General features: G+C 63.7%; 24 protein-coding genes and 1 pseudogene. 10 read left to right on the top strand and 15 right to left on the bottom strand.

The features are described from left to right. Positions 1 to 842 (top strand): adenylate/guanylate cyclase domain-containing protein (locus tag EOC94_RS31900; protein WP_148128445.1); only part of this gene is annotated, 842 nt, incomplete at its 5' end. Between the two features lie 84 nt (positions 843 to 926). Here the strand turns inward: EOC94_RS31900 and EOC94_RS31895 are convergent. From EOC94_RS31895 to EOC94_RS31885, 3 genes are all read right to left on the bottom strand, one after another. Continuing rightward, positions 927 to 1,754: a lipo-like protein gene (locus tag EOC94_RS31895; protein ID WP_127295509.1), complete on the bottom strand. Its 828-nt coding sequence runs from the start codon at positions 1,752 to 1,754 to the stop codon at positions 927 to 929. 61 nt (positions 1,755 to 1,815) lie between these two features. Then, positions 1,816 to 2,763 (bottom strand): CHAD domain-containing protein, encoded by a 948-nt coding sequence (locus tag EOC94_RS31890; RefSeq protein WP_127295507.1) that lies wholly within the window; start codon positions 2,761 to 2,763, stop codon positions 1,816 to 1,818. Continuing rightward, positions 2,717 to 3,376, bottom strand: coding sequence for a CYTH domain-containing protein (locus EOC94_RS31885; RefSeq protein ID WP_348627413.1), 660 nt, complete (start codon positions 3,374 to 3,376; stop codon positions 2,717 to 2,719). Before EOC94_RS31885 ends, EOC94_RS31890 begins: the two co-directional genes overlap by 47 nt. On the opposite strand from EOC94_RS31885, the gene EOC94_RS31880 reads away from it, so the two are divergent. The 4 genes from EOC94_RS31880 to EOC94_RS31865 are packed head-to-tail and all read left to right on the top strand — an operon-like array spanning position 3,321 to position 7,028. Continuing rightward, the gene (locus tag EOC94_RS31880) at positions 3,321 to 4,016 is read left to right on the top strand and encodes a DUF1956 domain-containing protein (protein ID WP_127205153.1); all 696 of its coding nucleotides are present in this window, start codon (positions 3,321 to 3,323) and stop codon (positions 4,014 to 4,016) included. The genes EOC94_RS31885 and EOC94_RS31880 overlap by 56 nt on opposite strands. Beyond that, positions 4,013 to 4,966 (top strand): HlyD family efflux transporter periplasmic adaptor subunit, encoded by a 954-nt coding sequence (locus EOC94_RS31875; RefSeq protein WP_095484705.1) that lies wholly within the window; start codon positions 4,013 to 4,015, stop codon positions 4,964 to 4,966. The genes EOC94_RS31880 and EOC94_RS31875 overlap by 4 nt, the downstream gene beginning before the upstream one ends. Then, positions 4,963 to 5,883 (top strand): ABC transporter ATP-binding protein, encoded by a 921-nt coding sequence (locus EOC94_RS31870; RefSeq protein WP_127205151.1) that lies wholly within the window; start codon positions 4,963 to 4,965, stop codon positions 5,881 to 5,883. The genes EOC94_RS31875 and EOC94_RS31870 overlap by 4 nt, the downstream gene beginning before the upstream one ends. Before the next feature lie 8 nt (positions 5,884 to 5,891). Continuing rightward, positions 5,892 to 7,028 carry an ABC transporter permease gene (locus EOC94_RS31865; protein ID WP_095485096.1) on the top strand — a complete coding sequence of 379 codons (1,137 nt, stop codon included), beginning with the start codon at positions 5,892 to 5,894 and terminating at the stop codon, positions 7,026 to 7,028. A 10-nt stretch (positions 7,029 to 7,038) separates the two neighbouring features. Here the strand turns inward: EOC94_RS31865 and EOC94_RS31860 are convergent, their stop codons facing one another. The 4 genes from EOC94_RS31860 to EOC94_RS31845 all read right to left on the bottom strand — a co-directional run bounded on the left by EOC94_RS31860 (position 7,039) and on the right by EOC94_RS31845 (position 10,996). Further along, complete coding sequence (locus tag EOC94_RS31860) at positions 7,039 to 8,709, bottom strand: cyclic nucleotide-binding domain-containing thioredoxin-disulfide reductase (protein WP_127295505.1); 1,671 nt, start codon at positions 8,707 to 8,709, stop codon at positions 7,039 to 7,041. Positions 8,710 to 8,800: 91 nt separating this feature from the next. Continuing rightward, complete coding sequence (locus EOC94_RS31855) at positions 8,801 to 9,454, bottom strand: glutathione S-transferase family protein (RefSeq protein WP_127295503.1); 654 nt, start codon at positions 9,452 to 9,454, stop codon at positions 8,801 to 8,803. 93 nt (positions 9,455 to 9,547) lie between these two features. Further along, positions 9,548 to 10,525 carry a threonine/serine dehydratase gene (locus EOC94_RS31850; RefSeq protein ID WP_185928369.1) on the bottom strand — a complete coding sequence of 326 codons (978 nt, stop codon included), beginning with the start codon at positions 10,523 to 10,525 and terminating at the stop codon, positions 9,548 to 9,550. Positions 10,526 to 10,672: 147 nt separating this feature from the next. Continuing rightward, complete coding sequence (locus tag EOC94_RS31845; RefSeq protein WP_095484710.1) at positions 10,673 to 10,996, bottom strand: hypothetical protein; 324 nt, start codon at positions 10,994 to 10,996, stop codon at positions 10,673 to 10,675. 177 nt (positions 10,997 to 11,173) lie between these two features. Here EOC94_RS31845 and mbfA point away from each other — a divergent pair, with 177 nt between their 5' ends. Beyond that, a complete protein-coding gene (gene mbfA / locus EOC94_RS31840) occupies positions 11,174 to 12,157 on the top strand; it encodes an iron exporter MbfA (protein ID WP_127295499.1) in 984 nt (327 codons plus the stop codon). Between the two features lie 172 nt (positions 12,158 to 12,329). On the opposite strand, the gene EOC94_RS31835 is transcribed toward mbfA, so the two are convergent. The 3 genes from EOC94_RS31835 to EOC94_RS31825 all read right to left on the bottom strand — a co-directional run bounded on the left by EOC94_RS31835 (position 12,330) and on the right by EOC94_RS31825 (position 13,326). Further along, the gene (locus EOC94_RS31835) at positions 12,330 to 12,674 is read right to left on the bottom strand and encodes an antibiotic biosynthesis monooxygenase (RefSeq protein WP_095484712.1); all 345 of its coding nucleotides are present in this window, start codon (positions 12,672 to 12,674) and stop codon (positions 12,330 to 12,332) included. Beyond that, the gene (locus EOC94_RS31830) at positions 12,671 to 13,003 is read right to left on the bottom strand and encodes an NIPSNAP family protein (protein WP_095484713.1); all 333 of its coding nucleotides are present in this window, start codon (positions 13,001 to 13,003) and stop codon (positions 12,671 to 12,673) included. The genes EOC94_RS31835 and EOC94_RS31830 overlap by 4 nt, the downstream gene beginning before the upstream one ends. A 95-nt stretch (positions 13,004 to 13,098) precedes the next feature. Beyond that, positions 13,099 to 13,326: a DUF1127 domain-containing protein gene (locus tag EOC94_RS31825; RefSeq protein ID WP_126104200.1), complete on the bottom strand. Its 228-nt coding sequence runs from the start codon at positions 13,324 to 13,326 to the stop codon at positions 13,099 to 13,101. A gap of 68 nt (positions 13,327 to 13,394) precedes the next feature. Between EOC94_RS31825 and EOC94_RS31820 the strand changes: the two genes are divergently transcribed. Then, positions 13,395 to 14,069 (top strand): winged helix-turn-helix domain-containing protein, encoded by a 675-nt coding sequence (locus EOC94_RS31820; RefSeq protein ID WP_127295497.1) that lies wholly within the window; start codon positions 13,395 to 13,397, stop codon positions 14,067 to 14,069. Positions 14,070 to 14,072: 3 nt separating this feature from the next. Here the strand turns inward: EOC94_RS31820 and ligD are convergent, their stop codons facing one another. The 3 genes from ligD to EOC94_RS34265 all read right to left on the bottom strand — a co-directional run bounded on the left by ligD (position 14,073) and on the right by EOC94_RS34265 (position 17,515). Beyond that, positions 14,073 to 16,595, bottom strand: a complete 2,523-nt coding sequence (gene ligD, locus EOC94_RS31815) for a DNA ligase D (RefSeq protein ID WP_127295495.1) — start codon at positions 16,593 to 16,595, stop codon at positions 14,073 to 14,075. 154 nt (positions 16,596 to 16,749) lie between these two features. Continuing rightward, entirely contained in the window at positions 16,750 to 17,256 is a 507-nt protein-coding gene (locus EOC94_RS31810; protein WP_127295493.1) for a ferritin-like domain-containing protein, read from the bottom strand. Positions 17,257 to 17,356: 100 nt separating this feature from the next. After that, complete coding sequence (locus tag EOC94_RS34265) at positions 17,357 to 17,515, bottom strand: hypothetical protein (protein WP_185928368.1); 159 nt, start codon at positions 17,513 to 17,515, stop codon at positions 17,357 to 17,359. A gap of 149 nt (positions 17,516 to 17,664) precedes the next feature. Here EOC94_RS34265 and EOC94_RS31805 point away from each other — a divergent pair, with 149 nt between their 5' ends. From EOC94_RS31805 to EOC94_RS31795, 3 genes and pseudogenes are all read left to right on the top strand, one after another. Further along, positions 17,665 to 17,811, top strand: coding sequence for a hypothetical protein (locus EOC94_RS31805; RefSeq protein ID WP_023801394.1), 147 nt, complete (start codon positions 17,665 to 17,667; stop codon positions 17,809 to 17,811). Between the two features lie 193 nt (positions 17,812 to 18,004). Beyond that, the gene (locus EOC94_RS31800; protein ID WP_127295491.1) at positions 18,005 to 18,448 is read left to right on the top strand and encodes a DCC1-like thiol-disulfide oxidoreductase family protein; all 444 of its coding nucleotides are present in this window, start codon (positions 18,005 to 18,007) and stop codon (positions 18,446 to 18,448) included. A 60-nt stretch (positions 18,449 to 18,508) separates the two neighbouring features. Beyond that, positions 18,509 to 20,104, top strand: a pseudogene (locus EOC94_RS31795) (DUF4166 domain-containing protein); the annotation flags it as partial. Positions 20,105 to 20,148: 44 nt separating this feature from the next. Here the strand turns inward: EOC94_RS31795 and EOC94_RS31790 are convergent. Further along, entirely contained in the window at positions 20,149 to 20,526 is a 378-nt protein-coding gene (locus tag EOC94_RS31790) for a DUF1850 domain-containing protein (protein ID WP_127295489.1), read from the bottom strand. Beyond that, the gene (locus tag EOC94_RS31785) at positions 20,523 to 22,595 is read right to left on the bottom strand and encodes a TRAP transporter permease (protein ID WP_127295511.1); all 2,073 of its coding nucleotides are present in this window, start codon (positions 22,593 to 22,595) and stop codon (positions 20,523 to 20,525) included. Before EOC94_RS31785 ends, EOC94_RS31790 begins: the two co-directional genes overlap by 4 nt. Between the last annotated feature and the right edge of the window lie 27 nt (positions 22,596 to 22,622).

Genomic DNA, 22,622 nt, shown 5'->3' with positions numbered 1-22,622 from the left:
CAGAGCGACTGAACCTCTATCTCAATCCCAATTTCGTCGATACATTCGCGCAGGCGACCAACGTGTTGGTTGTGCTGATTATCGGCGCGATCATGGCGCTGGTCGTCTCTCGTTCCCGACATCTGTCGGAAGACTATGTCAAGGCAGAGCGCGCCCGCGCCAATCTCGCCCGGCATTTTTCGCCCAATGTCGTCGACCAACTCGCCACGGATGACGAGCCCTTCGGCCCAGTCCGCCGGCAGGATATCGCGGTGCTGTTCGCCGACATCGTCGGCTTCACACACTATTCCGAGGATCATCCGGCCGAAGCAGTGTTCGAACTTCTGCGTCAGTTCCACCGTCGCATGGAGCAGGTCGTTTTCGACCACCATGGCACAGTCGATAACTATATCGGCGATTGCATCATGGCGACATTCGGGGTTCCACAAGCCAGCCACGACGACGCGACTCGGGCCATCCAGTGCGCTGAAGCGATGATCGCCGCTCTCAAAGACTGGAATGTGCAGCGGGTGTCCAGGGGATACCCGCCGCTGGACGTTCGGATCGGTGCACAATATGGCGCAGTCGTCATCGGCGCGGTCGGCAGCGAGCGCAATCTGTCCTTCGCGGTGGTGGGCGACACCGTCAACGTCGCCAGCCGTTTGCAAGCGCTCTGCCGTGAGCTTCAGGCGAATATTTGCTTTGGGTCACGACTGATTGAGGCCGCGCAGGCGGAATCGCCCACGACACAGTTGAATGCGCGCGATCATGGACCGGTGAGCATCCGCGGCCGGGACGAACCGGTCCATGTTTGGGTCGAACACAAAGCCGAAAACCAGGGCGCTGTTGCGGTCTCGGCGTGATATAGGCCGCCATGTGAAACGCCTGCACCTCGGCCGGATAGCGGCCGCGCCATAGGGGTATGTCCTGACCCAGGCCAAAAGCCATCACGTGCCTGAGGTGATTGCTCCAGCCTTCGCGGCTGCGGCGTCTGTGCCTGCCTTGTCCTCCCAGGTCACCGCCCGGTAGTCGAAACCATATTCCAGCGTCGGTTTGACGATGCGGAAGAAGGGCGACAGGTCGAAATCGCGCGGCGTGTAGAGCGAGTGGTGGCGGATGTGCAGGATTTCCTTGCGCGAATAGTTCGACTGGGCCGAGGCACGGCCGGGCGCCCGGGTGATCTCGGGCAGGATCGGATAGCGGATCTGGCCATAGGCCTCGGCGATCAGCGAGGAGCAGATGGCCCGGGTCGGGTCGCCGGAACCGAAAGCCAGCATGCGGCGGCGCCAGCGCACCGGCACCGGCGGTGTCGGGAAGAAGTAGCGCAGCATGTCGAAGATGTTCTTGAGATCGTATCTGAGGCCGAGCTTGCCGATCATGAAGGCAACGACCTCGTCGCGATCTTCCGGCGCCAGACCGCTCGCCCGGCAGATGCGCGTGTTATAAGTCCGGTAGCGCGACAGCGGCACGGCGATGCAGCCATCGCCAAGGGTGACCTCGATCAGACGGCGCCGCTCCGATCCGTCCGCCGGTTCAGGCAAGGCATCGCCGACATAGAAGGCTGCATGCGACCAGGTCGACTGGGTCAGGTATTTGATCGCCGCCGAGATCTTCTGGTTGCCCTCGATGAGCAGGATGTCGCCGGGCTCGAGCGTTCGGCGCAGCGTTTCGGCATCGGACGGCGTGTAAGGCTCGTAGCCGGACGATTCCTCCTGCAGCCGGCCGGCAAGCCAGCGGCCAAGTCGGTCCAGAAGCGTGTCACCGGTCTCGATCATGCCAGACGGCGATTACCACAGGCCGGCGGCCCAGACCATGATCCCGAACCGAAGGACTGCGTCAGCCGGCGGCGCCGGGCGCGCTGGCGTCTTCGCGCGGCGCGGCGGCCAGATCGTCGCGCGCTTTGCGCGCAAGTTTCCTTGTCGAGCGCCTGGGGCTGTCGCCGAACAGACCGGCTGCGACGGCGAGACAGGTCTTCTTCAGGCTTTTCTCCGAGCGCTTCAACAGCTTGCTCAGGAGCCGTGTTTCTTGAGGAGAGCCGAGCGGCCGGTCGTCGGCATCGAGAAGTTCACGCATGACGAACACATCATGCAATTCGCCCAGTCTTTCGCCGAGTTCGTCGACCGCCTTGCGCCGGGCCTTGATCGGCGTCGGCCACAGTCTTCCGAGCAGCGACAGATGCATGCCGTGGGTCTTTGCCGCCTTGCGCAGATCGTGGAAATCATCGGCCTCGCCGCGCGAGCCAGCCTTGTCCAACGCCTTTCTGGCGCGGCGCAGGGTGATGCGGGCGCCGTCGGCAAGCACATCGGCGGCCTGTTCGGGCTGGTCGGGCAAGACCAATATGTCGATCCGGCTGATGCCCTCCTCGCAAGCCGCAATCGCCGCGCCTATTGCAGCGTCGAGGCCTGCTCCACCATGCAGTTCGTGCTGGCGCGCGACGAGCGTCTCGTGAACGGCATCGAGACCGCCACCCGCGCTCTGTTCGGGAAAGCTTGCTGCCAGCCGGTCGATTGTTTCAACCAGCGCGGTCGCCTCGCGCGGACCGGCAAGCAGGGCTGCAACGTCGCGGTAACACTGGTTCTCGGTCACGCAAAATGTTTCGTCTCCGGAACGGACCAGGCGCAGCAAGGCGCGAACGTTCTTCAGCCGCTTGCGGCATTTGTGCAGCCCCTGTTCCGGCCTGTCGCGCGCCGTGTCCAGATGGACCAGCGCCTTGCCGATCTCCTCGGCGAGGATGCGCCTAACCTCGCCGGTCAACGGCAGGCGCGGATTGATGCGATAGCTCATGCGGCGATCTCCGGAATCCCTCGAGGGCGAGCGACGCGTTGTAGAACCTCTGCTCGCCGGTGACTTCACGGCCGAGCCAATCTGGCAGCATTTCGTCCGGCACGTCCTCAGGCGTCTCGAGCTCGGCGACCACCAGACCACTAAGCATCCCGCCGAAGACATCGACTTCATAGAGATGGCCGCGATGCCTAACATGGTGGCGTGTCTTCTCGATGACACGTCCGATGGCGAAGGCCAGCATCTCTTCCGCCTCCGCCAGAGGGATTGGATATTCGAATTCGTCGCGTTCGCGGGCCTTGCTGCCGAATTTGAGCGTCAGCTTTGCCGAGGCGCCGTCGCTGATGCGCACGCGCACCGAGCGGCCGGATGCGGCGGCGAGATAGAACTGGCGAATGCAGATATCCGCTTCGACCAGATCCCGCCACTCATTGCCGGAGACCAGGAACTTGCGCTCGATTTCCTTGACCATGGATCCACTAAAGCGCGTGCGGCTAGAGATGGCAAGGCGGGGATGGGCCGAGTTGACTTTAATCATTCGATTGATTAAATCGTTTACCATGAGCAAATCGACAAACGCCAAAACTCCGCGGCGCGAGGCATCTCCCGCCGACATGACGCGCACGGCACTTGTCCGCGCGGCGCTGAAACTGTTCGGACGCCAGGGCTTCGACGGCACGTCGACGCGCGAGATCGCGGCTGAGGCCAAGGCCAATATCGGCTCGATCGCCTATCATTTCGGCGGCAAGGAAGGGCTCCGCAACGCTGCGGCCGACTATATCGTCGACACCATCCAGACCATAGCCGGCCAGGCGATCGGCAATCTGCAAGCGCCCGCGGCGGCAATGGCCGATCCCGAGGCAGCGCGGGCACATTTATTCGTCGCACTGGAGCGGATGGTGGCCTTCATCGCGGCAAGGCCGGAAGCCGGCGAGATCGTGCAGTTCGTCCTGCGCGAGCTGTCCCATCCAACCGCCGCGCTCGACCGTATCTATGACGGTGTGTTCGAACCGGCGCATCGCCGGCTGTGCCTGATCTGGGAACAGGCGACGGGGGAGCCCGCCGAGAGTGAGGCTACCCGGCTCACCGTGTTCACGCTGATCGGCCAGGTCGTCTATTTCCGCATCGGCCGCGAGGCGGTGATGCGCCGCATGGGCTGGCGCGCGATCGGCGACGCCGAGGCCGCTAAGATCGCAGCGGCGGTGACGGATAACCTTGGGGCCATATTGGCCGCCCGGAAGGATCGTAGGTCATGAGTTTTCTTTGTTCTCTGCCGCTCGCCGCCCTGCTTTTCAGCGCCTGCGCACCGGCCGCGCCGCTCGCCGTCGGCTATGTCGAGGGCGACTATGTGCTGCTCGCGCCGATCGAGGTGGCGCAGGTCGAGACGATTTCGGTCAAGCGCGGCGACCGCGTCGCGCCGGGCACGCCGGTGGTGACGCTTGAAAGCGCCGACGCAAGAATAGCCGTCGCGCAAGCCGAGGCGGCGCTTGCCCAGGCCCAGGCGCAACTTGCCGACCTGCAGGTCGGCAAGCGGCCGGAAGAGATTGAGGTGCTCAAGGCGCAGGTCGACATGGCCAGGGCGCAAGCCGCCGACGCCAAACGCAGATACAGCCGCGCCAGCGATTTGTTCAAACGCGGCACCGGCACGCAGGCCGATTTTGATACCGCCTCGGCCACGCTGGAGACAGCCAACGCGCAGGTCGGTCAGGCGGAAGCCAATCTCGCCGTTGGCGGCCTGCCGGCACGGCCCGAGACGATCAAGGCCGCCGACAATCAGGTCAGTCAGGCGCAATCGGCGCTCGAGCAGGCGCGATGGCGGCTTTCGAAGCGCGTGCTGGCGGCGCCGTCGCCCGGCCGCGTCAACGACGTGATCCGCAACCCCGGTGATACGGCCGGCCCGACCGCGCCGGTCATTTCGATGCTGCCGGACGGCGCGGTGAAGCTCAGCGTCTATGTGCCGGAAAGTGCGTTCTCGTCGGTGAAAGTCGGCACGCTGCTTAATGTCCATTGCGATGGCTGCGGGCCGGACGTGAAGGCTCGCGTCAGATACGTGTCGCCGGACCCGGAGTTCACGCCACCAGTGATCTATTCACTGGAGACCCGGCAGAAGCTGGTCTACCTGGTCGAGGCGCGGCCGGAGGGCGACGCCAGCGCCCTGCAGCCGGGGCAGATCGTCGATGTCGATCTGGCGGACATCGGCAAATGAACGTCATCGACGTTCACGGCCTGGTCAAGCGCTTCGGCGACAAGACGGTCGTCGACCATGTGACGATGACGGTGGCCGAAGGCGAGATCGTCGGCTTCCTCGGCCCGAACGGCTCGGGCAAGACGACGACCATCCGCATCATGTGTGGGCTGCTGACGCCGGATGAGGGCGACGGCACGGTGCTCGGCTTCGACATCCGCACCGACAGTCTGAGGATCAAGCGCGAAGTCGGCTATATGACGCAGAAATTCTCGTTCTACGAGGATCTGACCATCGCCGAGAATCTCGAATTCGTGGCGCGGCTCTATGGGTTGAAGCCACTCGACGAGCATGTGGCTAAGACGCTGGAGGAGCTCGGCCTGACCTCGCGCAAGGACCAGTTGGCCGGCACGCTGTCCGGCGGCTGGAAGCAGCGGCTGGCATTGGCCGCCTGCATCATGCACAAGCCCAGATTGCTGCTGCTCGACGAGCCCACGGCGGGCGTCGATCCGAAAGCCAGGCGTGAATTCTGGGACGAGATCCATCGGCTGGCCAGCGGCGGCCTGACCGTGCTGGTCTCCACCCACTACATGGACGAGGCCGAGCGCTGCCACCGCATCAGCTACATCTCGTATGGCAAGATGCTGGCGTCAGGCACGGTCGAGGAGGTGGTCAGGAATGCCGGGCTAACGACCTTCGTCGTGCAGGGCCCGCGGCTTGATCAGGTTGCTGCCGCACTCGGCGGCCGCCCCGGCGTCGACCAGGTAGCGCCATTCGGCGCGACGCTGCATGTCGTCGGTTCCGACAAGAAGGAACTGGAAGCAGCACTGGCCGATGTCGAGAAAGAGCACAAGGGCGTGACGGTGACGCCGGGCGAGACCAGCCTGGAGGATGTGTTCATCCAGTTCATGTCCGGCTCGAAGGACAACATGGGATGAAAAATGGGATAAACAGCGTCTTTTCCTTCGCCAGGCTCGGCGCGCTGCTGATCAAGGAGTTCATCCAGATGCGGCGCGACCGCATCACCTTCGCCATGATGCTGGGCGTGCCGCTGATGCAGCTGGTGCTGTTCGGCTATGCCATTAACAACGATCCGAAGAGCCTGCCGGCAGCCCTGGTGGCGATGAGCAGCGATCCTTACACGCGGGCCATGGTTTCGGCGCTGCAGACCACCGGCTACTACCGCTTCGACCATGTCGCGCAAAGTGCCGCCGAGGCGGAATTCCTGATGGCGCGCGGCGACGTCGCCTTCGTCGTCACCATCCCCGCCGATTTTGCCAGGCGGGTCGAGCGCGGCGACAGCCCGCAGATCCTGATCGAAGCGGACGCCACCGACCCAGCCGTCGCCAGCGGCGCCATCTCGACGCTCGGCACGGTCGCCAACCAGGCGCTGCTCAGGGCACGCGGCATGCAGGAAACTGCCGCCGAAGCTGCCCGGGGCCAGCTCGAGGTGGTGGTGCACCGGCGCTACAATCCGGAAGGCATCTCGCAATACAACATCGTGCCCGGCCTGCTTGGCGTCATCCTGCAGATGACAATGGTGATGATGACCTCGATCGCGCTGACGCGCGAGACCGAGCGCGGCACGATGGAGAATCTCCTGGCGATGCCGTCCAGCCCGCTTGAAATCATGCTGGGCAAGGTGCTGCCCTATCTGGTGGTCGGCGCCGTGCAAGTGGTGGTGGTGTTGGCGGCGGCCAAGCTTTTGTTTGGCGTTCCCTTCACCGGGTCGTTGTCACTGCTGCTTGCGGCGGTCCTGGTCTTCGTGTTGGCGCTGGTGCTGCTCGGCTACACCATTTCGACGATGGCGCGCACCCAGATGCAGGCGCTGCAGCTCACCTTCTTCTTCTTTCTGCCGTCGATCCTGTTGTCGGGCTTCATGTTCCCCTATCGCGGCATGCCCGGCTGGGCGCAGATCTTCGGCGAGATCCTGCCGTTGACGCATTTCCTGCGCATCATCCGCGCGGTGATGCTGAAGGGCGCCGAACTGCCGGCGGTCGCAACCGAGATCGGCTGGCTCGTCGGGTTCGTGGCGCTCTTCGCCGGCGTGGCGCTGGTGCGGTTCCGCCGAACGCTGGACTAAGGCCTGTGGCCTAGCTTTGGCCGCGTTTGGCCTTCTCTTCATTCGCCAGATACTGGTGAACGAACGCGATCGCCATGCTCCCTTCTCCGACCGCTGACGCAACCCGCTTGACAGGACTCAAGCGTACGTCGCCGCAGGCAAAGATTCCGGGCGCACTGGTTTCGAGCAGATAGGGATCGCGGTCGTGCGACCAGCCCCCGGCCTTCTTCACATCGTCCCCGGTCAGCACGTATCCGCGGGCATCGCGCACGACATCGGCCGGCAGCCACTCGGTCTCGGCGTTGGCGCCGATGAAAACGAACAGCCCGCCGCAATCGTGCCGGCTCACCTCGTTGGTCGCCTTGTCGAGAATGTCGATCGCCGTCAGGTGAGTCTCACCGTGCACGGCCTGGACTTCCGACCGAAGCTGGACTTTTACGTTCGATTTCGCCCTGAGCTGCTCGATCAAATAGTGGGACATGCTGTCTGCAAGGGACGGGCCGCGCACGAGCAGTGTCACGTTGCGCGCATGGCCCGAAAAATGCAGCGCTGCCTGGCCGGCCGAGTTGCCGGCGCCAATCAGGAAGACATCCAGTCCATGGGTGGTGCTTGCCTCGCTGCGCGCGGCTCCGTAGTAGACACCCTTGCCGATAAGCCGGTCGAACCCGTCTATGCCGAGACGGCGCCATGTCACGCCTGTTGCAAGGATGAGGCTGCGCGCCCGCACGACATCGGTGCCGTCGAGAAACAGATCGTGCGTAACAGGATCGATGCCGGCGACGGAGCGGGTGACCAGGATTTCGGCGCCCAGCCGTCTTGCTTGCTGCAGCGCGCGACTGGCCAGTTCGTCGCCGGAAATTCCGCTGGGAAAGCCGAGATAGTTCTCGATCCGCGACGATGTCCCCGCCTGTCCGCCAGGCGCCTCACGCTCAACGACGATCGTGCGCAGCCCCTCGGATGCGCCGTAGACCGCGGCGGCAAGGCCGGCCGGGCCGCCACCGATGATCGCCACATCGTACTCGGCGCCGCGCGGGCGCGTCTGCAACCCGAGGCGAATGGCAAGATCGCGCACGGCCGGACTTTCCATGATCTCTCCGTCCGCCAGCCGGGCAACGGGACCATCGAGAGCCGGCCTGCCCGTGGCGGACCAGAAGGCCTCGGCATCCGATGTGTCGGGCAACACCCAAGTGAATGAGATCTGGTTGCGGGCCAGAAACCGGCGCAGCTCCCCGCACGCCGTGTCCCAGCGATGGCCGACCAGTGTCACGCGCGGCTTCTGCGGCTCGGCGGTGATGCTCTGCAGCCCGCCCATCCGCTCGCGCGCAAGCGCGCTGACCTTTTGGGCCACGTCCTTTGAAACCGCCGCGATGGAATAATATTGCTGGACCTCGAGCCGCATGACGCGGGACGGCTCAGTGGCGCGATACCCGCCCGGAAAACCCGAGCCCAAGGCAATCGGCACCTCACCGAATATCGTTCCCGGCAGCCGCCAGCCGAGCGTCCGCTCGACGCCGTCGAAGGTCTTTACAACTTCGATCTTGCCGGCGAGAACCGCAAACAGCGCGGCCTCTCCGCCCTCGTGAACCGCGAACTCTCCGGGGCTGAGATGAAGGTCGGCCGCCGTCCGCGCCAGCCGCTCCAGCTCGCCCACCGGCAAACCCGAAAACAATGGGATCGCTCCCACTTCATCAATTGTCAGCATGGTCCCTCGCGGGAGCCAATTAGCGTTTTTTTCCCGTTTTGATCAACCGAAAAAGGCGGAGTCTCGCCTTTGCTTTAGGTTGTGAGGAGGTTCATGCCGGCTTGCCCTGACCCGGAACCGGCGGCAATTCAGGCGCATCCAGCCCTTTGAAGGGATCGCGCCAGGCATCGATTTCTTCAATCTGGCGATACCAGCGGCTGACAGACGGATAATCATCGAGCGGCAATCTGGCGACATCGTTGAAGGGCAGAAACGTCGCCATTCGAAAGTCGGCGTAGGAAACCGAATTCTCGACCAGCCATTCTCGCTCCGAAAGCGCGGCCTCGAGTGTTGCAGCGGCAGTGCGGAAGTCTCTCAGGCCCTCCTCAACCCGGCCCTGATCGATCGGGCCGAGCCCATATCGCTGTTTGGTCCCGCGTTCGAAATGCACGACGTCGCAAGCTCTTGCGAAGTTCTCCTTCCCCCAACTGAGCCATCGGATCATCTCGGGTTCGTCGTCGCCGGTGCGCCAGAGATCCGAATGCACGTCGCGTGATAGCCGGCAAGCTATGGCGTCGGCCTCCCAGAGGCTTTTTCCCGAGCCTACAAGTATGGGCAATGAAAGATTGGGATTTAGCGGGCGAAATCGCTCGGCCTGGCCGGGAGCGAAGGGGGAGGCGAATTCAAACTCGACCTTTGCGTTGAGATAACGTGCCACCGCGACCGCGAGGCGAGGATTGGGATTGCGGCTGAAGAACAGTTTCATTCCTGTCTGTCCTTGAATGGTACGGTTCGATTGGACACGTAGGGGACGCTTTGACACCTTTAACCGGCCGCGTGGCCCGGAACTGGTCGCCACCTAAGCCGCCGCCATGATCTCCGCATAGGTGGCGAAATCGACATTGCCGCCGGACAGCACCACGGCAACGCATTTGCCTGATAGCTCGATCTCGCCCGACGATAGCGCGGCCAGCCCGACGCTGCCGCCAGGCTCGACCACCAGCTTGAGGTGGGCCATGGCGTCGCGCATCGCCTGTGCCGCTGCCTTGTCGGAAACGGCAATGCCGCCGGCGAGATTCCTGCGGTTGATCTCGAAGGTCATCGCGCCCGGCTCGGCGGTGAGGAGCGCGTCGCAGATCGACGTGTGGCCGGGTTCGATCGAAACCCGAGCACCTTTGGCCAACGAACGACAGGTGTCGTCGAAATGCTCGGGTTCCACCGCCCAGACGGCCGTATCTGGTGATGCATCCTTGACCGCGATGGAGATGCCGCTGCTCAAGCCGCCGCCGCCGCAGGGAATGACGATCGCGTCGAGACTCACGCCGAGCGCTTTCGCCTGCGCCATCAGCTCGAGGCCGATCGTGCCCTGGCCGGCGATGATGGCCGGATCGTCGAATGGCGGGACCAGGACCATGCCCCGGTCCATATAAGGGCGAACCACCGTCATGCGGTCATCGCGGAAACGGTCGAACGGAACCACTTCCGCTCCCATCTTCCTGACATTGCCGACCTTCATGGCCGGCGCGTCAGTGGGCATGGCGATGATGGCCTTGACGCCGAACATCGCCGCCGAGGCGGCGACACCTTGCGCGTGGTTGCCCGACGAGAAGGCGACGACGCCACGGCTGCGTTCTTCCTCGGTGAGCGAAGACAGTTTGTTGTAGGCGCCGCGGAACTTGAACGAGCCGGTGCGCTGCAGCGTCTCCGGCTTGAACAGAATCCTGGCGCCGAAGCGCTTGTTCAGCTCCGGCGATTCGATCAGCGGCGTTTCGACGATCAGGCCGGACAATCGTATTGCTGCGGCGTGGATATCGGCGATGCCGGGAGGCGAGTTCATGGCGAGGTCCTGCGAAGTGAGATCGCCCATGGTGCACGGAAAACAGGGCCGCGCACCACTGAAAAAATGTGACCGACACAATTCGTCGATTGCGAGACGAGCGTGTTGCCTTATCAGCGCCCCCGACGTTTGCGATTGGCCGAAGCCTCACCCCAAAAGCGTCCGTCGCCGCTTGGCGCCACCCATCTTGCGCCAGTTGTTGAAGCGATGGGTGGCGGCGGCGAAGGAGATCTTCATCTGCTGGGCAACCGAATAGCGCGACTTGCCCTCGTCGAACATGCGGTAGCAGCACTCGACGCCCTCCTCGGTCAGCTTGCCGTCGGGGGCCTTGTTGTGCGGATTGGCGGGATCGAATTTTTCGACCTGCTGCTCGACCAGGCCTTTCAGGCGCTGCAGGTCGGCCTCGATATTGGCGATGAGGTCGAGAACAGGTTTCGGGTCAAACGCATGGGTGGGCTGCTTTGCCGGCATCTACGGATTCCTTTCTCTTGGCTTAGGTTCAGCTATATAGGTGAACATTCACCAATAGTTAAGGGCGGCGGAGGATCCCCAGAGCCAATAATTTTGAACCTCCGGGCGACGGGCGCGATTGACCAACCGCGCACCAGACCATAGTTTAGAACTATTCTAAACTAGGGTGAATTTCTCATGCTTTCCCGTGTTTTCGGCTTTGGCCGCCGTCCCTTCGAATCGCTCTCGGAGCAAGAGATCCTGGCGCTCGCCATCTCTTCCGAGGAAGACGACGGGCGTATCTACCGGGCCTATGCCGATGGATTGGCAGATAGTTTTCCACATTCGGCCAAGGTGTTCGAGGAGATGGCCGAGGAGGAGGACGGCCATCGCGACTCGCTGATCGAGCTTCACCGCGGGCGTTTCGGCGAGCGCATTCCGCTGATCCGGCGCGAGCATGTGAAAGGTTATTACGAGCGCAAGCCGGACTGGCTGGTCAGGCCGCTCGGTATCGAGCATGTGCGCCAACAGGCCGAGTCGATGGAGCGGCAGGCGTATCTGTTCTACGTCGAGGCGGCGAAACGCACCAGCGATGCCTCGACGCGAAAGCTGCTCGATGATCTGGCGGTGGCCGAACAAGGCCACGAGACGCTGGCGCAGCGGCTGGAGCAAAAGCATGTGCCGGGCGCGGTGAAGGACGAGGAAGCCGCGGCCGAGCAGCGCCAGTTCATCCTGACCTATGTGCAACCGGGACTGGCCGGGTTGATGGACGGATCGGTGTCGACGCTGGCGCCGATCTTTGCCGCCGCCTTCGCCACGCACGACACGTTCCAGACCTTTCTGGTCGGGCTTGCCGCCTCGATCGGCGCCGGCATCTCGATGGGCTTCACCGAGGTGGCCTCCGACGACGGCAAGCTGTCGGGCCGCGGCTCGCCGGTGAAACGCGGGCTGACAGTCGGCATCATGACCATGCTGGGCGGCCTCGGCCACGCGCTGCCCTACCTCATCCCGTTTTTCTGGACGGCGACGATTGTCGCTGCGGTCGTGGTGTTCTTCGAGCTATGGGCGATCGCCTTCGTGCAGAACCGCTACATGCAGACGCCGTTCTGGCGCGCCGCCTTCCAGGTGGTGCTGGGCGGCGCGCTGGTGTTTGCGGCCGGCGTGCTGATCGGGAATGCTTAGCTCGATCTTTCCTTCTCCCCTTGTGGGAGAAGGTGGATTGGCGCGTAGCGCCAAGACGGAAGAGGGGTGTTGGACGGGTCGCAGTCGGTGCCAAGCTGGAACACCCCTCATCCGTCGCCTTCGGCGACACCTTCTCCCACAAGGGGAGAAGGAAAAGGCCGCATAGTCCCACTCACCCATGCACCACCCGGCTGTCCTCAGGCGCCTCGGCCCGTTCGGTCAGGCCATAGTCGCGCACGACATGGGCGATGCGCAGACGATAGTCGGCAAAGATGCCGCCACGGCCGGCCTTCTGCGCCCGCCTATGTTCCTCCGTGTTGCGCCAGGCCTTCACCGCCTCCTCGTCGCGCCAGAACGACAGCGACAGGATGCGATTCGGGTCAGTGAGGCTCTGAAAGCGCTCGATAGTGAGAAAACCGTCGATGCCGTCGAGCAGCGGGCGCAGGTCGGCGGCGAGGCCGAGATAGGCATCGCGCTTGCCCGCTGCCGGCTCGACCTCGAAGATGACGGCGATCATAATTTCACCAGAGAGGCATGCGGCCCGGACGCCAGCTTCAGGAACATGCGATCCTCCTTCAGGATGAATCTTTCACGCCGCGCGAACTCGTAATTCGCCTTGCCGACCGGATCGGCGGCCAGCCTGGCACGGTAGGCCTCATAAGCCGCCAGGCTGTCGATGTTGTAGGCGGCGTAGGCGGTCGTGGCCGAGCCTTCATGCGGAGCAAAATAGCCGATCAGATCGGCGCCGCAGCGCGGAATGGCCTGGCCCCAGTTGCGGGCATACTCCTCGAACGCCGCCTTGCCGAACGGGTCGATCTCGTAGCGGATAAAGCAGGTGATGGTCATCTTTTGTCTCCTTGCTGAATTTGGTTCGTTGCGCCGATAGTTCGAGCGGGGTCGAAACGTTCAGCGGATCGATGTGCTAGGCAACTTCTCCGGTGTCATGCTTGCCAGAAGGATTTCGCGCATTCGTGGCGAACGTCTTCCGGCGTCAGGCCAAGGTCGCGCAAAAGATGCTCGTCGATCTCGGCAAGGTCGAGGCGCTGAAGATAGCGGTCGTGCCACCGCGCCAGAAGCCGCAAATGCAACCGGCGCAAGACGAAAAACGGAAACGGCCGGCGGCCGAACCGGCCAGTGGATACGGCGTCGGGAACGGTTCTTGCAGTCATCGTCGTCTCCTTGATCTCAGTGGAGGTTAGTGGTTATCTGACAAGAATGCTTCGATGAGGAACGAACTATGCGTGAAGGACCAGATATAGCCCGCATCGCCAGCCTGGTCGGCGATCCGGCGCGGGCAAACATGCTGACCGCGCTGATGGGCGGCACGGCGTTGACGGCGAGCGAACTGGCGCTCGAGGCCGGTGTGTCGCTGCCGACCGCCAGCTCGCATCTGTCGAAACTGATGGAGGGCGGGCTGCTGACGCTGGCAAGCCAGGGGCGGCATCGCTATTACGGCCTCGCCGGGCCGCAGGTGGCTGGCATGATCGAAGCCATCACCGGTGTCGCCGCAGCGGTCGGGCCGCAGCGGGTCCGGCCGGGTCCCCGTGATGCGGCCATGCGCGTGGCGCGTGTCTGCTACGACCACCTCGCCGGAGAACAGGCCGTGGCGATGCTCGACCGCCTTGTCGCTCGACAAGTGCTCCTGCGCGACGACAAGGAGATCAGGCCTGGGCCGTCGGCCGCCTCGTATTTTGCCGCGATTGGCATCGGTGTCGAGAGCAAGGCGCGACGACCGGTGTGCCGGGCGTGCCTCGACTGGAGCGTGCGGCGCTCACATCTTGCCGGCACGCTGGGTGCGGCCATTCTCGACAAGATCCTTTTGGAAAAATGGGCGCGGCGCGAGAAAGACAGCCGCGCGGTGATCTTTTCGCCGACGGGCAAGCAGGCGTTCGAGAAGGTGTTTCTCGCTTGATTGTTAGCCGCGCTTGAGCACCTTGCCCTGCCTGAAAAAATCCTTCCACGGATCGGCTTCGGCCAACTGCTTCAGCGTCGTCTTGTCGCCGATCGGAAATGCGTTCGGCGCCAGTCCGGCCTCGATCTCCGCCCAGGTCGCCGGCATCGATACGGTAGCGCCCTTCTTGGCCCGCGACGAATACGGCGCCACCGTGGTCGAGCCGCGGCTATTGCGCAGATAGTCGACGAAGATTTTTCCGGTGCGCGCCTTCTTCGACAGCGTCGCCGTGTAGCGGTCGGGTGCCGCCTGTTCCAGCGCGCGGGCGAAATCATGGGCGAAGTCTTTCACCTCATCCCAATCCGCCGACGGTTTCAGCGGCACGACGACATGGTAGCCCTTGCCACCCGACGTCTTGACGAAATTCGGCAAGGACAGCTCATCGAGCCTACCGCGGATTTCGAGCGCCGCCGCGCGCACCGCTTTCACGTCGACGCCTTCGTCGGGATCGAGATCGAAGATGATCTGGTCCGGCTTATCCAGTTCGTCGATGGTGCAGCCCCAGATATGGATCTCGACCACGCCGAGCTGGACCAAGGCAGCGACACCGTCGAAATCGCGGATGAACAATATCTCCTCGCCGTCCGTCGGATCCTTCATCCTGGCGATCTTGTCATGCATGCCGGCCGATGCATGCTTCTGGAAAAAGCGCTGTCCCTCGACGCCGTCCGGCGCGCGCACCAAGCTGAGCGGCCGATTGACGACGAATTGTTGTAGGCGCGGCCAGACCAAAGCGTAATGATCGAGCAGGCCCTGCTTCGATACCTTCTCCTGCGGCCACAGAAGCTTGTCGGGATGAGAAAGCTTTACGACGGTTTTTGCCGCCCCCGACGATTCAACAGAGGTGTCCTTGCCCCCGGCAGGCTTTGCCTTGGTGTCGGCCTCGCCTGCGGGTGCCTTTGGCTTTTCCTGCACGACTTCCTCCGCCGGTTTGTCCTCGCGCAATCCCTGGAACGAGGCGTGGCGTATTATACGGTCGGACGTCCAGGTACGGAACTCCACTTCGCCGACAAGGTCTGGCTTCACCCAAACCACTCCTTTGCCCCTCGGTAGCGCCCTGTCGAAGGGCGAGGTCTTCGCCTTCAGAGCATCAAGCTTCTTCTTCAGGTCGTTGGTGCCCTGCATCGAAAAGCCGGTGCCGACACGGCCGGCATAGTGCAGCTTGCCGCCCTCATGGTAGCCGACCAGCAAGGAGCGCAATCCACGCCCGGTCTTCTCCGACGGCAGGTAGCCGCCGATGACGAATTCCTGGCGAAGCGTGCATTTCGACTTCACCCAGGACAAGCCGCGGCCGCTGCGATAGGGCGCGTCGGCGCGCTTGGAGACGATACCCTCCAGCCCCATGCGGCAGGCGTGCTCCAGCATGACCTTGCCCGGTTCGGCAAAATGGTCGCTGAAGCGGACTGCCGAATTGTCTGGCTGTTTGCCAAGCAAGTCCTGCAAAGCCTGCTTGCGCTCGACCAGCGGCTCTGTGCGCAGATCCTCGCCGTCGAGACGCATCAGGTCGAAGACGTAATAGAGAAAACGATCCGTGCGGCGCGCCGACAGATCCGCCTGGAGCAGCGCGAAGGACGAGACGCCGCTGTCCGCCAGCACGACGATCTCGCCGTCAATGATGGCATCCATGCATTTCAGGCGCCCGAGTCCCGCAACAATCTCGCCGCCGAACTTGTCCGTCCAGTCAAGGCCGGTGCGCGTCAAGAGCCGCACCTCGGTGCCGGCAAGCTGCGCCTGCATGCGGTAGCCGTCGAATTTCACCTCATGCAGCCATTCCTTGCCGGGAGGGGCATCCCTTTGCAGTGTGGCGAGGCATGGTTCAATGAATTCGAGCTGCTTTGCCGCCTTGGCCTTCGCCTTGCTAGCGAGCCGTTTGTTCGAATGCCAGACCCTTGGCTTCTTGCCATCGGCGGTCTTGCCTTCGCCGACCTCCTCGATCGTCAGGCCCGACTTCACCGATTCTGGCGCCTCCTGCAAAATGTCCTCGCCCGGCCGGGCGGCGACATCGTCGGATTTGATCAGCAGCCAATTGTCGCGCGTTTTGCCGGGACGCGGCTTCAGGCGCACCAGATGCCAGAGACCGTTCAGCTTGTGGCCGTGCAACTCGAAGCTGATATGGCCCTTTTTCATCGCCTGGGCCGGATCGGTCTCCGGTTGCCATCTGCCTTCGTCCCAGACGATGACCGAGCCGCCGCCATATTCGCCCTTGGGAATGGTGCCCTCGAAGGACGCGTAGTCGATCGGGTGATCCTCGACATGCACGGCGAACCGCTTTTCATGCGGATCGAGGCTCGGGCCCCGGGTTATCGCCCAGCTCCACAGCACGCCATTGTGTTCGAGGCGAAGGTCGTAATGCAGCCGTGTCGCGGCGTGCTTTTGGATGACAAAGATGCCGCCGGCCTCACCTTTCCTGCTGCGAACGACCTTGCCGGCCGGCTCGGCGGTCTTCTTGAAATCGCGCTTGGCGTGATACTGCTCAAGGCTGGCCATGACACGCGATCCTATGCGGATTTGCTATGGCGTCGAAGGCTTCGGCTTGGCGACGCCGGCACGAGGTCTTGAACGGATAGAAATCGTTTCAGTTCCGGCACCGCGAAAAGCGAGGCAAAGCCGGGTTTGCCCGGCGTTGCCTCGATCGAGAAGACTATTCGGCGGCCTGAAGGTTGACCTTGGCCTCCGCGATCTCGGTAAGCTTGCGGTCGGTCGCCTGCTCTTCCTTGATGTTGTTGGCCAGGACATTGGCGCAGTCGGTGCGGCCAAGCTGCTTGGCCCAGGCGATCAACGTGCCGTAACGGGTTATCTCATAGTGCTCGACCGCTTGCGCGGATGCGATCAGGGCGGCGTCGAGAACATCCTTGTCGTCGATGTCGCCGCTGACTTCATCGGCTTCCTCGAGAATGCCGTCGATGGCCGGACAGTTGACCGTCTTGGCCTTCACACCGTGCAGTTCGAACACGTTCTCGACGCGCGCGATATGGCCCTTGGTCTGCCCGAGGTGCTTCTCCAGGCCGGCTTTCAATTGCGGATTGGTCGCCTTGTCGATCATCTTCGGCAGCGCCTTCTCGATCTGTTTTTCGGCGTAATAGATGTCGCGCAGCGTGTGGACGAAGAGGTCGTCCAGCGTCTTGATGTCTTTCGAAAAGAAACCCATGGCTTTTGCCTTTCCATCATTCTTGCTGTGTTGGGGTTCCGGCGGCGGTCCCGCACGGAAGCCGCTGTCTGCTGGAGCCGGGTTGGTGCGGCTCTTGGCGTCAACGTGCGGCTATCGGACGGGTTCCTGACTTTCCCTGGGCAAGCACGGAAATTTCGCGGCGCCGGCCAAGGTTGAAACACAAGCGCGCCGCAGCGACATCCAAACGAAACATATGTGATGCAAAAGTCACATCGACCGAAATGTCGACGAACTGCATGGAAAGACCCCGAATCAGCCGCATTGCGGCCACGAACCAAGGCATTTTCGACCAGATATTAACATCGTGTTCACCGACTATTCACGCCTCGACGCTATGATCTCCGCAATTCGGAAGGGACATCCGAAATCGGGACAGGGACAGGTAAAATGAACTTCTTGACGCACCTCATCGGCTACGCTGCCGCCATCCGCGAATTCGTCGCGCCGACCTACCGGCCGGAGCGCTATTACATGCGCGGCCCAGGGCCCGCCTGCGCACGCCGCGGCCACACGCTCGGCATCAGCGCGCACTGATGACGACCATGGAAAGCCGTCATGACAGCCGGATCTGCAGGCCGGCCGCCGATCACCGTGCGACCACCTATCGTGCGGAGCGCCCTGCGCTCGCCGACAGGCGGCGTGCGACAACAAGGTTCTGAGATTCTGGGGCTTTGATCTCGCCGCCGGCAAGCTTAGTGTCGTTTGACACCAAGCAGCCCGGACCCGCGTGACCACCCAGCCAAACCATCCTCCTGAAAAGCCAGCCTTCGATGCAAGCCATCCGTTGATCGTGTTCGACGGCGTCTGTGTGCTGTGCTCGGGCTTCGTGCGCATGGTGGTCAGGCTCGACCGCAAAAGCCGCTTCCGCTTCGCCACGGCGCAGTCGCCGCTCGGCGAAGCGCTGTTTCGAAAATACGGGCTGCGGACGGATAGCTACGAGACCAATCTGGTCCTCATCGACGGCGCCGCCTTCACCCGCCTGGACAGTTTCGTCGCCGTCATGGCCGAACTGGGCTGGCCGTGGCGGGCGGCGAGGTCTCTGCTCCTGCTGCCGCGCCCGCTTCGCGACTGGCTCTATGACCGCATTGCGAAGAACCGGTACGCGCTGTTCGGCAGGAAAGAGAGTTGCGAGATCCCCTCCGCTGAACTGAAAGGGCGGCTGATTGGCTAAGCGAAGGCTCCTGGGAAGCTTCTGCGCTACCCGAGGCGGCAGCGCTTGGGAGAGCAGCCGATGAAGGTTCTCATCGTCGGCGGCTACGGCACATTTGGCGGCCGCATCGTCGAACTGCTGGAGAACCAACCGCGCCTGACGCTGATCATCGCCGGCCGCTCGCTTGCCAAAGCCAATGCCTATTGCGGGAGCCGTCACGGCGCTGAGGCGCGGCTCGTGCCGGCGCAGTTCGACCGCGACGGCGATCTTGCGGCGCAACTGGCCTCATTGCGTCCCGACACGATGGTCGACGCCAGCGGTCCGTTCCAGGCCTATGGCGAGGGGCGCTACCGCGTTATCGAGGCCTGTATCGCCCAGGGCGTCAACTATCTCGATCTCGCCGACGGGTCGGATTTCGTCGCCGGCGTTTCTGCATTCGACGCGGCGGCGCGCGAGACCGGTCTTTTCGTGCTGTCCGGAGTTTCCAGCTTTCCGGTGCTGACGGCAGCGGCGGTGCGCCGGCTATCTCTTGATATGGCGCGGGTCGAGACCATTCGTGGCGGCATCGCGCCGTCGCCCTTTGCCGGGGTCGGCGAAAACGTCATCCGCGCCATTGCCGGCTATGCCGGACAACCAGTGCAGCTCGCACGCGACGGCGAACCGTCGCAGGGCCACCCGTTCACCGAACAGATGCGTTACACGATCGCGCCGCCCGGCCGCCTGCCGCTGAGGAGCACGTTGTTCTCGCTGGTCGACGTGCCGGACCTGCGGGCGCTCGCCGATCTCTGGCCGCAGGCACAGACGATCTGGATGGGCGCCGGGCCGGTGCCGGAAGTGCTGCACCGCGCTCTGATCGGTCTCGCCTGGCTCGTGCGCGCCGGCCTGGTCCGCTCGCTCTTGCCCTTGGCTTCGCTCATGCACTGGGCGAGCAACCGGCTGCGCTGGGGCGAGCATCGCGGCGGCATGTTTGTCGCGGTGGAAGGCGCGGATCGGTCGCGTACGCCGGTCAGGCGCTCATGGCATCTGCTGGCGGAGGGCAATGACGGGCCGCTGATCCCGTCGATGGCGGTCGAGGCGCTGGTGCGCAAGGCGCTGGACGGACATATGCCTGCGCCAGGAGCGCGGGCGGCCGTGCGCGACCTGGAACTCGAGGACTATGAAGCGCTGTTTGCCAACCGGACGATCCATACCGGCTTCAGGGACGATACCGCCGATGCGGACAAGCCGCTCTACGCCGCCTTGCTCGGCGACGCCTGGCAAAACCTGCCCAAGGAGATCCGCGCCATGCACGATGGCACGACCAAGGCGCAGGGACGCGCCAGCGTCGAGCGCGGAGGCAATATGTTTGGCCGGCTTGCAGCCTGGCTGGTCGGGTTTCCGAAGACCCGTGACGACATCCCGGTCGATGTCCGCTTCCACGCCAACGAAAACGAAGAAACCTGGACGCGGACATTCGGCGGGCAGGGTTTCTCCAGCCGCCAGTTCGCCGGATGCGGCCGATCCGAGCGGTTGCTGTGCGAACGCTTCGGCCCGCTGACCTTCGCCATGGCGCTGGTCGCCGAGGAGAACCGGCTGTCGCTCGTGCTGAGCCGCTGGAGCATTATTGGCCTGAAGCTGCCGATGTGGCTTTGCCCGCGCTCGACATCTTTTGAGAGCGTGGAGAACGGCCGCTTCCGCTTCCATGTCGAGATCTCGCATCCGCTCACTGGATTAATCGTGCGCTATCGCGGCTGGCTCGAACCCTCGCACGGTTCCAACACGATCGTGCCGCCGGCCGCCTTGCCCAGTTCGCGGCAGTCTTCAACCGTGCACAGTGTCCAGCCTTCGCCGGTGGCGCCGGATGCGGCGAGCACGAGGCGCGGCTGAGGCTTGATCGGGGGCGTGTAGGCCCACCAGCCGTCCCGCAGAAGCGCGCCCTCGGGCGGCTCCATGCCGGCGCCCGAGCCCTTGATCCGTGCCTCGACGATTTGCAGGCCGGAAGGCATCACCTTCCAGTCTTCCTGCCAATGCGTCTTTTCCACCGAATGCGTCCAGGAAAGCGTGAAAGCGGCCACAGTGAGCGTCATCGTCTTACCGGCGGCCAGGATACAGAGGCTCATGCGGTCCCGGACGCCTGCCGTGCACGCCAGCAGTGCCAGCCGATCCAGACAAGAGAGAGCGCCCAGCCGGCCTCGTCGGTGAGCGGCAGCGCGGCAACCAGCAGCGCGCCTGCGCAGAAGGCGACGAGACGTTCCCACCAGGCCATGCGCCGGGCGAGGAACCCGACAGCGGCCGCGCCCCACAGGACGATGCCCATGCAGGCCTTGGCGACGATATAGGCGACCTCGACGGGGTAGCCGAACTGGGCGGCGATCGGACCGGCGTCCTGCAACATCAGCGCCGGGGTGTAGACCGCCATGAAAGGCACGACGAAGCCGGCGACGGCAAGCTTGGTGGCTTGGATGCCGATCTTGAGGCCGCTCTCCTTGGCCATTGGCGCGGCGGCGAAAGCGGCCAGCGCCACCGGCGGGGTGAGGTCGGCCATGATGCCGAAATAGAAAACGAACATATGGCTGACCAGCAGCGGCACGTCGAGCGCCAACAGGGCCGGCCCGGCCAGCGACGAGGTGATGATGTAATTGGGGATGGTCGGGATGCCCATGCCGAGCACCAGGCAGGTCAGCATGGTCAGCAGCAGCGACAGGAACAGGTTGTTCTCGCCGATGGAGATGATCCAGCCGATGAAGGTCGAGGCGATGCCGGTGAGCGTCAGCGTGCCAATGACGATGCCGACAATGGCGCAGGCGATGCCGACCGGCAGCGCGTTCTTTGCTCCCTCGGCAAGCGAGTCTATGCATATCTGCAACGTCTCGCGTCCGCCCCTGAAGGTGAAGCAAGCGATGACGAGCGCCGCGATCACAAGGCTGAGGAGGTTGACGCCGAACTTCATGAAAGAGGCGGCGGCAAGCCCCAGCGCCAGCCAGAAGACAATACGGAAGGCAAGCGGCCCGATCAACGCCGCCAGCGGCGTGCCGAGGATGAGCACGATGGTCAGCGCCAGCCCCATGGTGCCGGCGAAGATCGGCGTGTAGCCGGCAAACAGCAGATAGATGAGCGCGGCAAGCGGCAGAACCAGCGGCCAGTGTCTTCTCACCGCGTCCCACGGATTGGGCAGATCCGCTTTGGCCATGCCGTGCAGGTCGGCCTTGCCGGCTTCCAGATGCACCTGCCAGAAACAGGCGCCGAAATAGAGCAGCGCCGGGATGATCGCCGCCTTGACCACTTCGGCATAGGGGATGTTCAGCGTCTCGGCCATGATGAAGGCGACCGCACCCATCACCGGCGGCATGATCTGGCCGCCCATCGAGGAGGTCGCCTCGACGGCGCCGGCGAAAGCCGGGCGGAAGCCGAAGCGCTTCATAAGCGGGATGGTGAACTGGCCGCTGGCCACCACGTTGGCGACGCCGGAGCCGGAAATGGTGCCCATCAGCGCCGATGACAGGACGCAGACCTGGGCCGGGCCGCCGCGCCACGACCCGACCAGGCCAAGGGCGAAATCGTTGAACAGCGCGATCATGCCGGCGCGTTCGAGAAAGGCGGCGAAGACGACGAAGATGAAGATGTAGGCGGCCGAGACGTAGACCGGCGTGCCGTATATGCCTTCCGTGCCAAAGGCGAAGGTGTCGACGAGCTGGGCGAAATCATAGCCGCGATGGATGAAGGGCGACGGTAGGTGATTGCCGGCAAATGCGTAAGCGAGGAAGATCAAGGCGATCAGGGCAAGCGGCAGCCCCATCAACCGCCGCGCGGCCTCGAAGACCAGCACGACCAGCACCGTGCCGACGATCAGGTCCGGCGTGGTGAGGAAGCCGGAGCGCCGGATGAGGTCGGCATAGAACACCCAATTATACAGGCCGGTGGCGAAGCCGAGCACGCCGAGCGCCCAGAACGCTGCTTTCGCCGCAGCGCTTTTGGCGCGCAGATTGGCGATCAGGCCAAAGCCGAGCAGCAGCAAGAAGCCGACATGCATGGCGCGCACCACCTGGCTCGGCAGGCTGCCATAGGCGGCGATGTAGATCTGGAAGATGGAGAAGGCGATGGCGATGAGAAAGGCGGCCTTGCCGGCGATGCCTTCGCCGAAACCCGGCGGCAGCCCTTCGACCGGGGCTTCGGCGGTGGGGGAGAGAATGGTCGGGGTCTCGGGATGGGCGTCGGT

Source organism: Mesorhizobium sp. M6A.T.Ce.TU.016.01.1.1, assembly GCF_003997065.1.
GTDB classification, from domain to species: domain Bacteria; phylum Pseudomonadota; class Alphaproteobacteria; order Rhizobiales; family Rhizobiaceae; genus Mesorhizobium; species Mesorhizobium mediterraneum.
Note: the sequence above shows the minus strand (reverse complement) of the source record. Positions and strands in the feature narration are given on the sequence as shown.

What these genes read in the sequence shown, in the direction of transcription:
- EOC94_RS31895 (WP_127295509.1), bottom strand. Translation starts at nt 1,754, where the DNA reads ATGATCGAGACCGGTGACACGCTTCTGGACCGACTTGGCCGCTGGCTT.
- EOC94_RS31890 (WP_127295507.1), bottom strand. Translation starts at nt 2,763, where the DNA reads ATGAGCTATCGCATCAATCCGCGCCTGCCGTTGACCGGCGAGGTTAGG.
- EOC94_RS31880 (WP_127205153.1), top strand. Translation starts at nt 3,321, where the DNA reads ATGAGCAAATCGACAAACGCCAAAACTCCGCGGCGCGAGGCATCTCCC.
- EOC94_RS31885 (WP_348627413.1), bottom strand. Translation starts at nt 3,376, where the DNA reads ATGTCGGCGGGAGATGCCTCGCGCCGCGGAGTTTTGGCGTTTGTCGAT.
- EOC94_RS31875 (WP_095484705.1), top strand. Translation starts at nt 4,013, where the DNA reads ATGAGTTTTCTTTGTTCTCTGCCGCTCGCCGCCCTGCTTTTCAGCGCC.
- EOC94_RS31870 (WP_127205151.1), top strand. Translation starts at nt 4,963, where the DNA reads ATGAACGTCATCGACGTTCACGGCCTGGTCAAGCGCTTCGGCGACAAG.
- EOC94_RS31860 (WP_127295505.1), bottom strand. Translation starts at nt 8,709, where the DNA reads ATGCTGACAATTGATGAAGTGGGAGCGATCCCATTGTTTTCGGGTTTG.
- EOC94_RS31855 (WP_127295503.1), bottom strand. Translation starts at nt 9,454, where the DNA reads ATGAAACTGTTCTTCAGCCGCAATCCCAATCCTCGCCTCGCGGTCGCG.
- EOC94_RS31850 (WP_185928369.1), bottom strand. Translation starts at nt 10,525, where the DNA reads ATGAACTCGCCTCCCGGCATCGCCGATATCCACGCCGCAGCAATACGA.
- EOC94_RS31845 (WP_095484710.1), bottom strand. Translation starts at nt 10,996, where the DNA reads ATGCCGGCAAAGCAGCCCACCCATGCGTTTGACCCGAAACCTGTTCTC.
- mbfA (WP_127295499.1), top strand. Translation starts at nt 11,174, where the DNA reads ATGCTTTCCCGTGTTTTCGGCTTTGGCCGCCGTCCCTTCGAATCGCTC.
- EOC94_RS31835 (WP_095484712.1), bottom strand. Translation starts at nt 12,674, where the DNA reads ATGATCGCCGTCATCTTCGAGGTCGAGCCGGCAGCGGGCAAGCGCGAT.
- EOC94_RS31830 (WP_095484713.1), bottom strand. Translation starts at nt 13,003, where the DNA reads ATGACCATCACCTGCTTTATCCGCTACGAGATCGACCCGTTCGGCAAG.
- EOC94_RS31825 (WP_126104200.1), bottom strand. Translation starts at nt 13,326, where the DNA reads ATGACTGCAAGAACCGTTCCCGACGCCGTATCCACTGGCCGGTTCGGC.
- EOC94_RS31820 (WP_127295497.1), top strand. Translation starts at nt 13,395, where the DNA reads ATGCGTGAAGGACCAGATATAGCCCGCATCGCCAGCCTGGTCGGCGAT.
- ligD (WP_127295495.1), bottom strand. Translation starts at nt 16,595, where the DNA reads ATGGCCAGCCTTGAGCAGTATCACGCCAAGCGCGATTTCAAGAAGACC.
- EOC94_RS31810 (WP_127295493.1), bottom strand. Translation starts at nt 17,256, where the DNA reads ATGGGTTTCTTTTCGAAAGACATCAAGACGCTGGACGACCTCTTCGTC.
- EOC94_RS34265 (WP_185928368.1), bottom strand. Translation starts at nt 17,515, where the DNA reads ATGCAGTTCGTCGACATTTCGGTCGATGTGACTTTTGCATCACATATG.
- EOC94_RS31805 (WP_023801394.1), top strand. Translation starts at nt 17,665, where the DNA reads ATGAACTTCTTGACGCACCTCATCGGCTACGCTGCCGCCATCCGCGAA.
- EOC94_RS31790 (WP_127295489.1), bottom strand. Translation starts at nt 20,526, where the DNA reads ATGAGCCTCTGTATCCTGGCCGCCGGTAAGACGATGACGCTCACTGTG.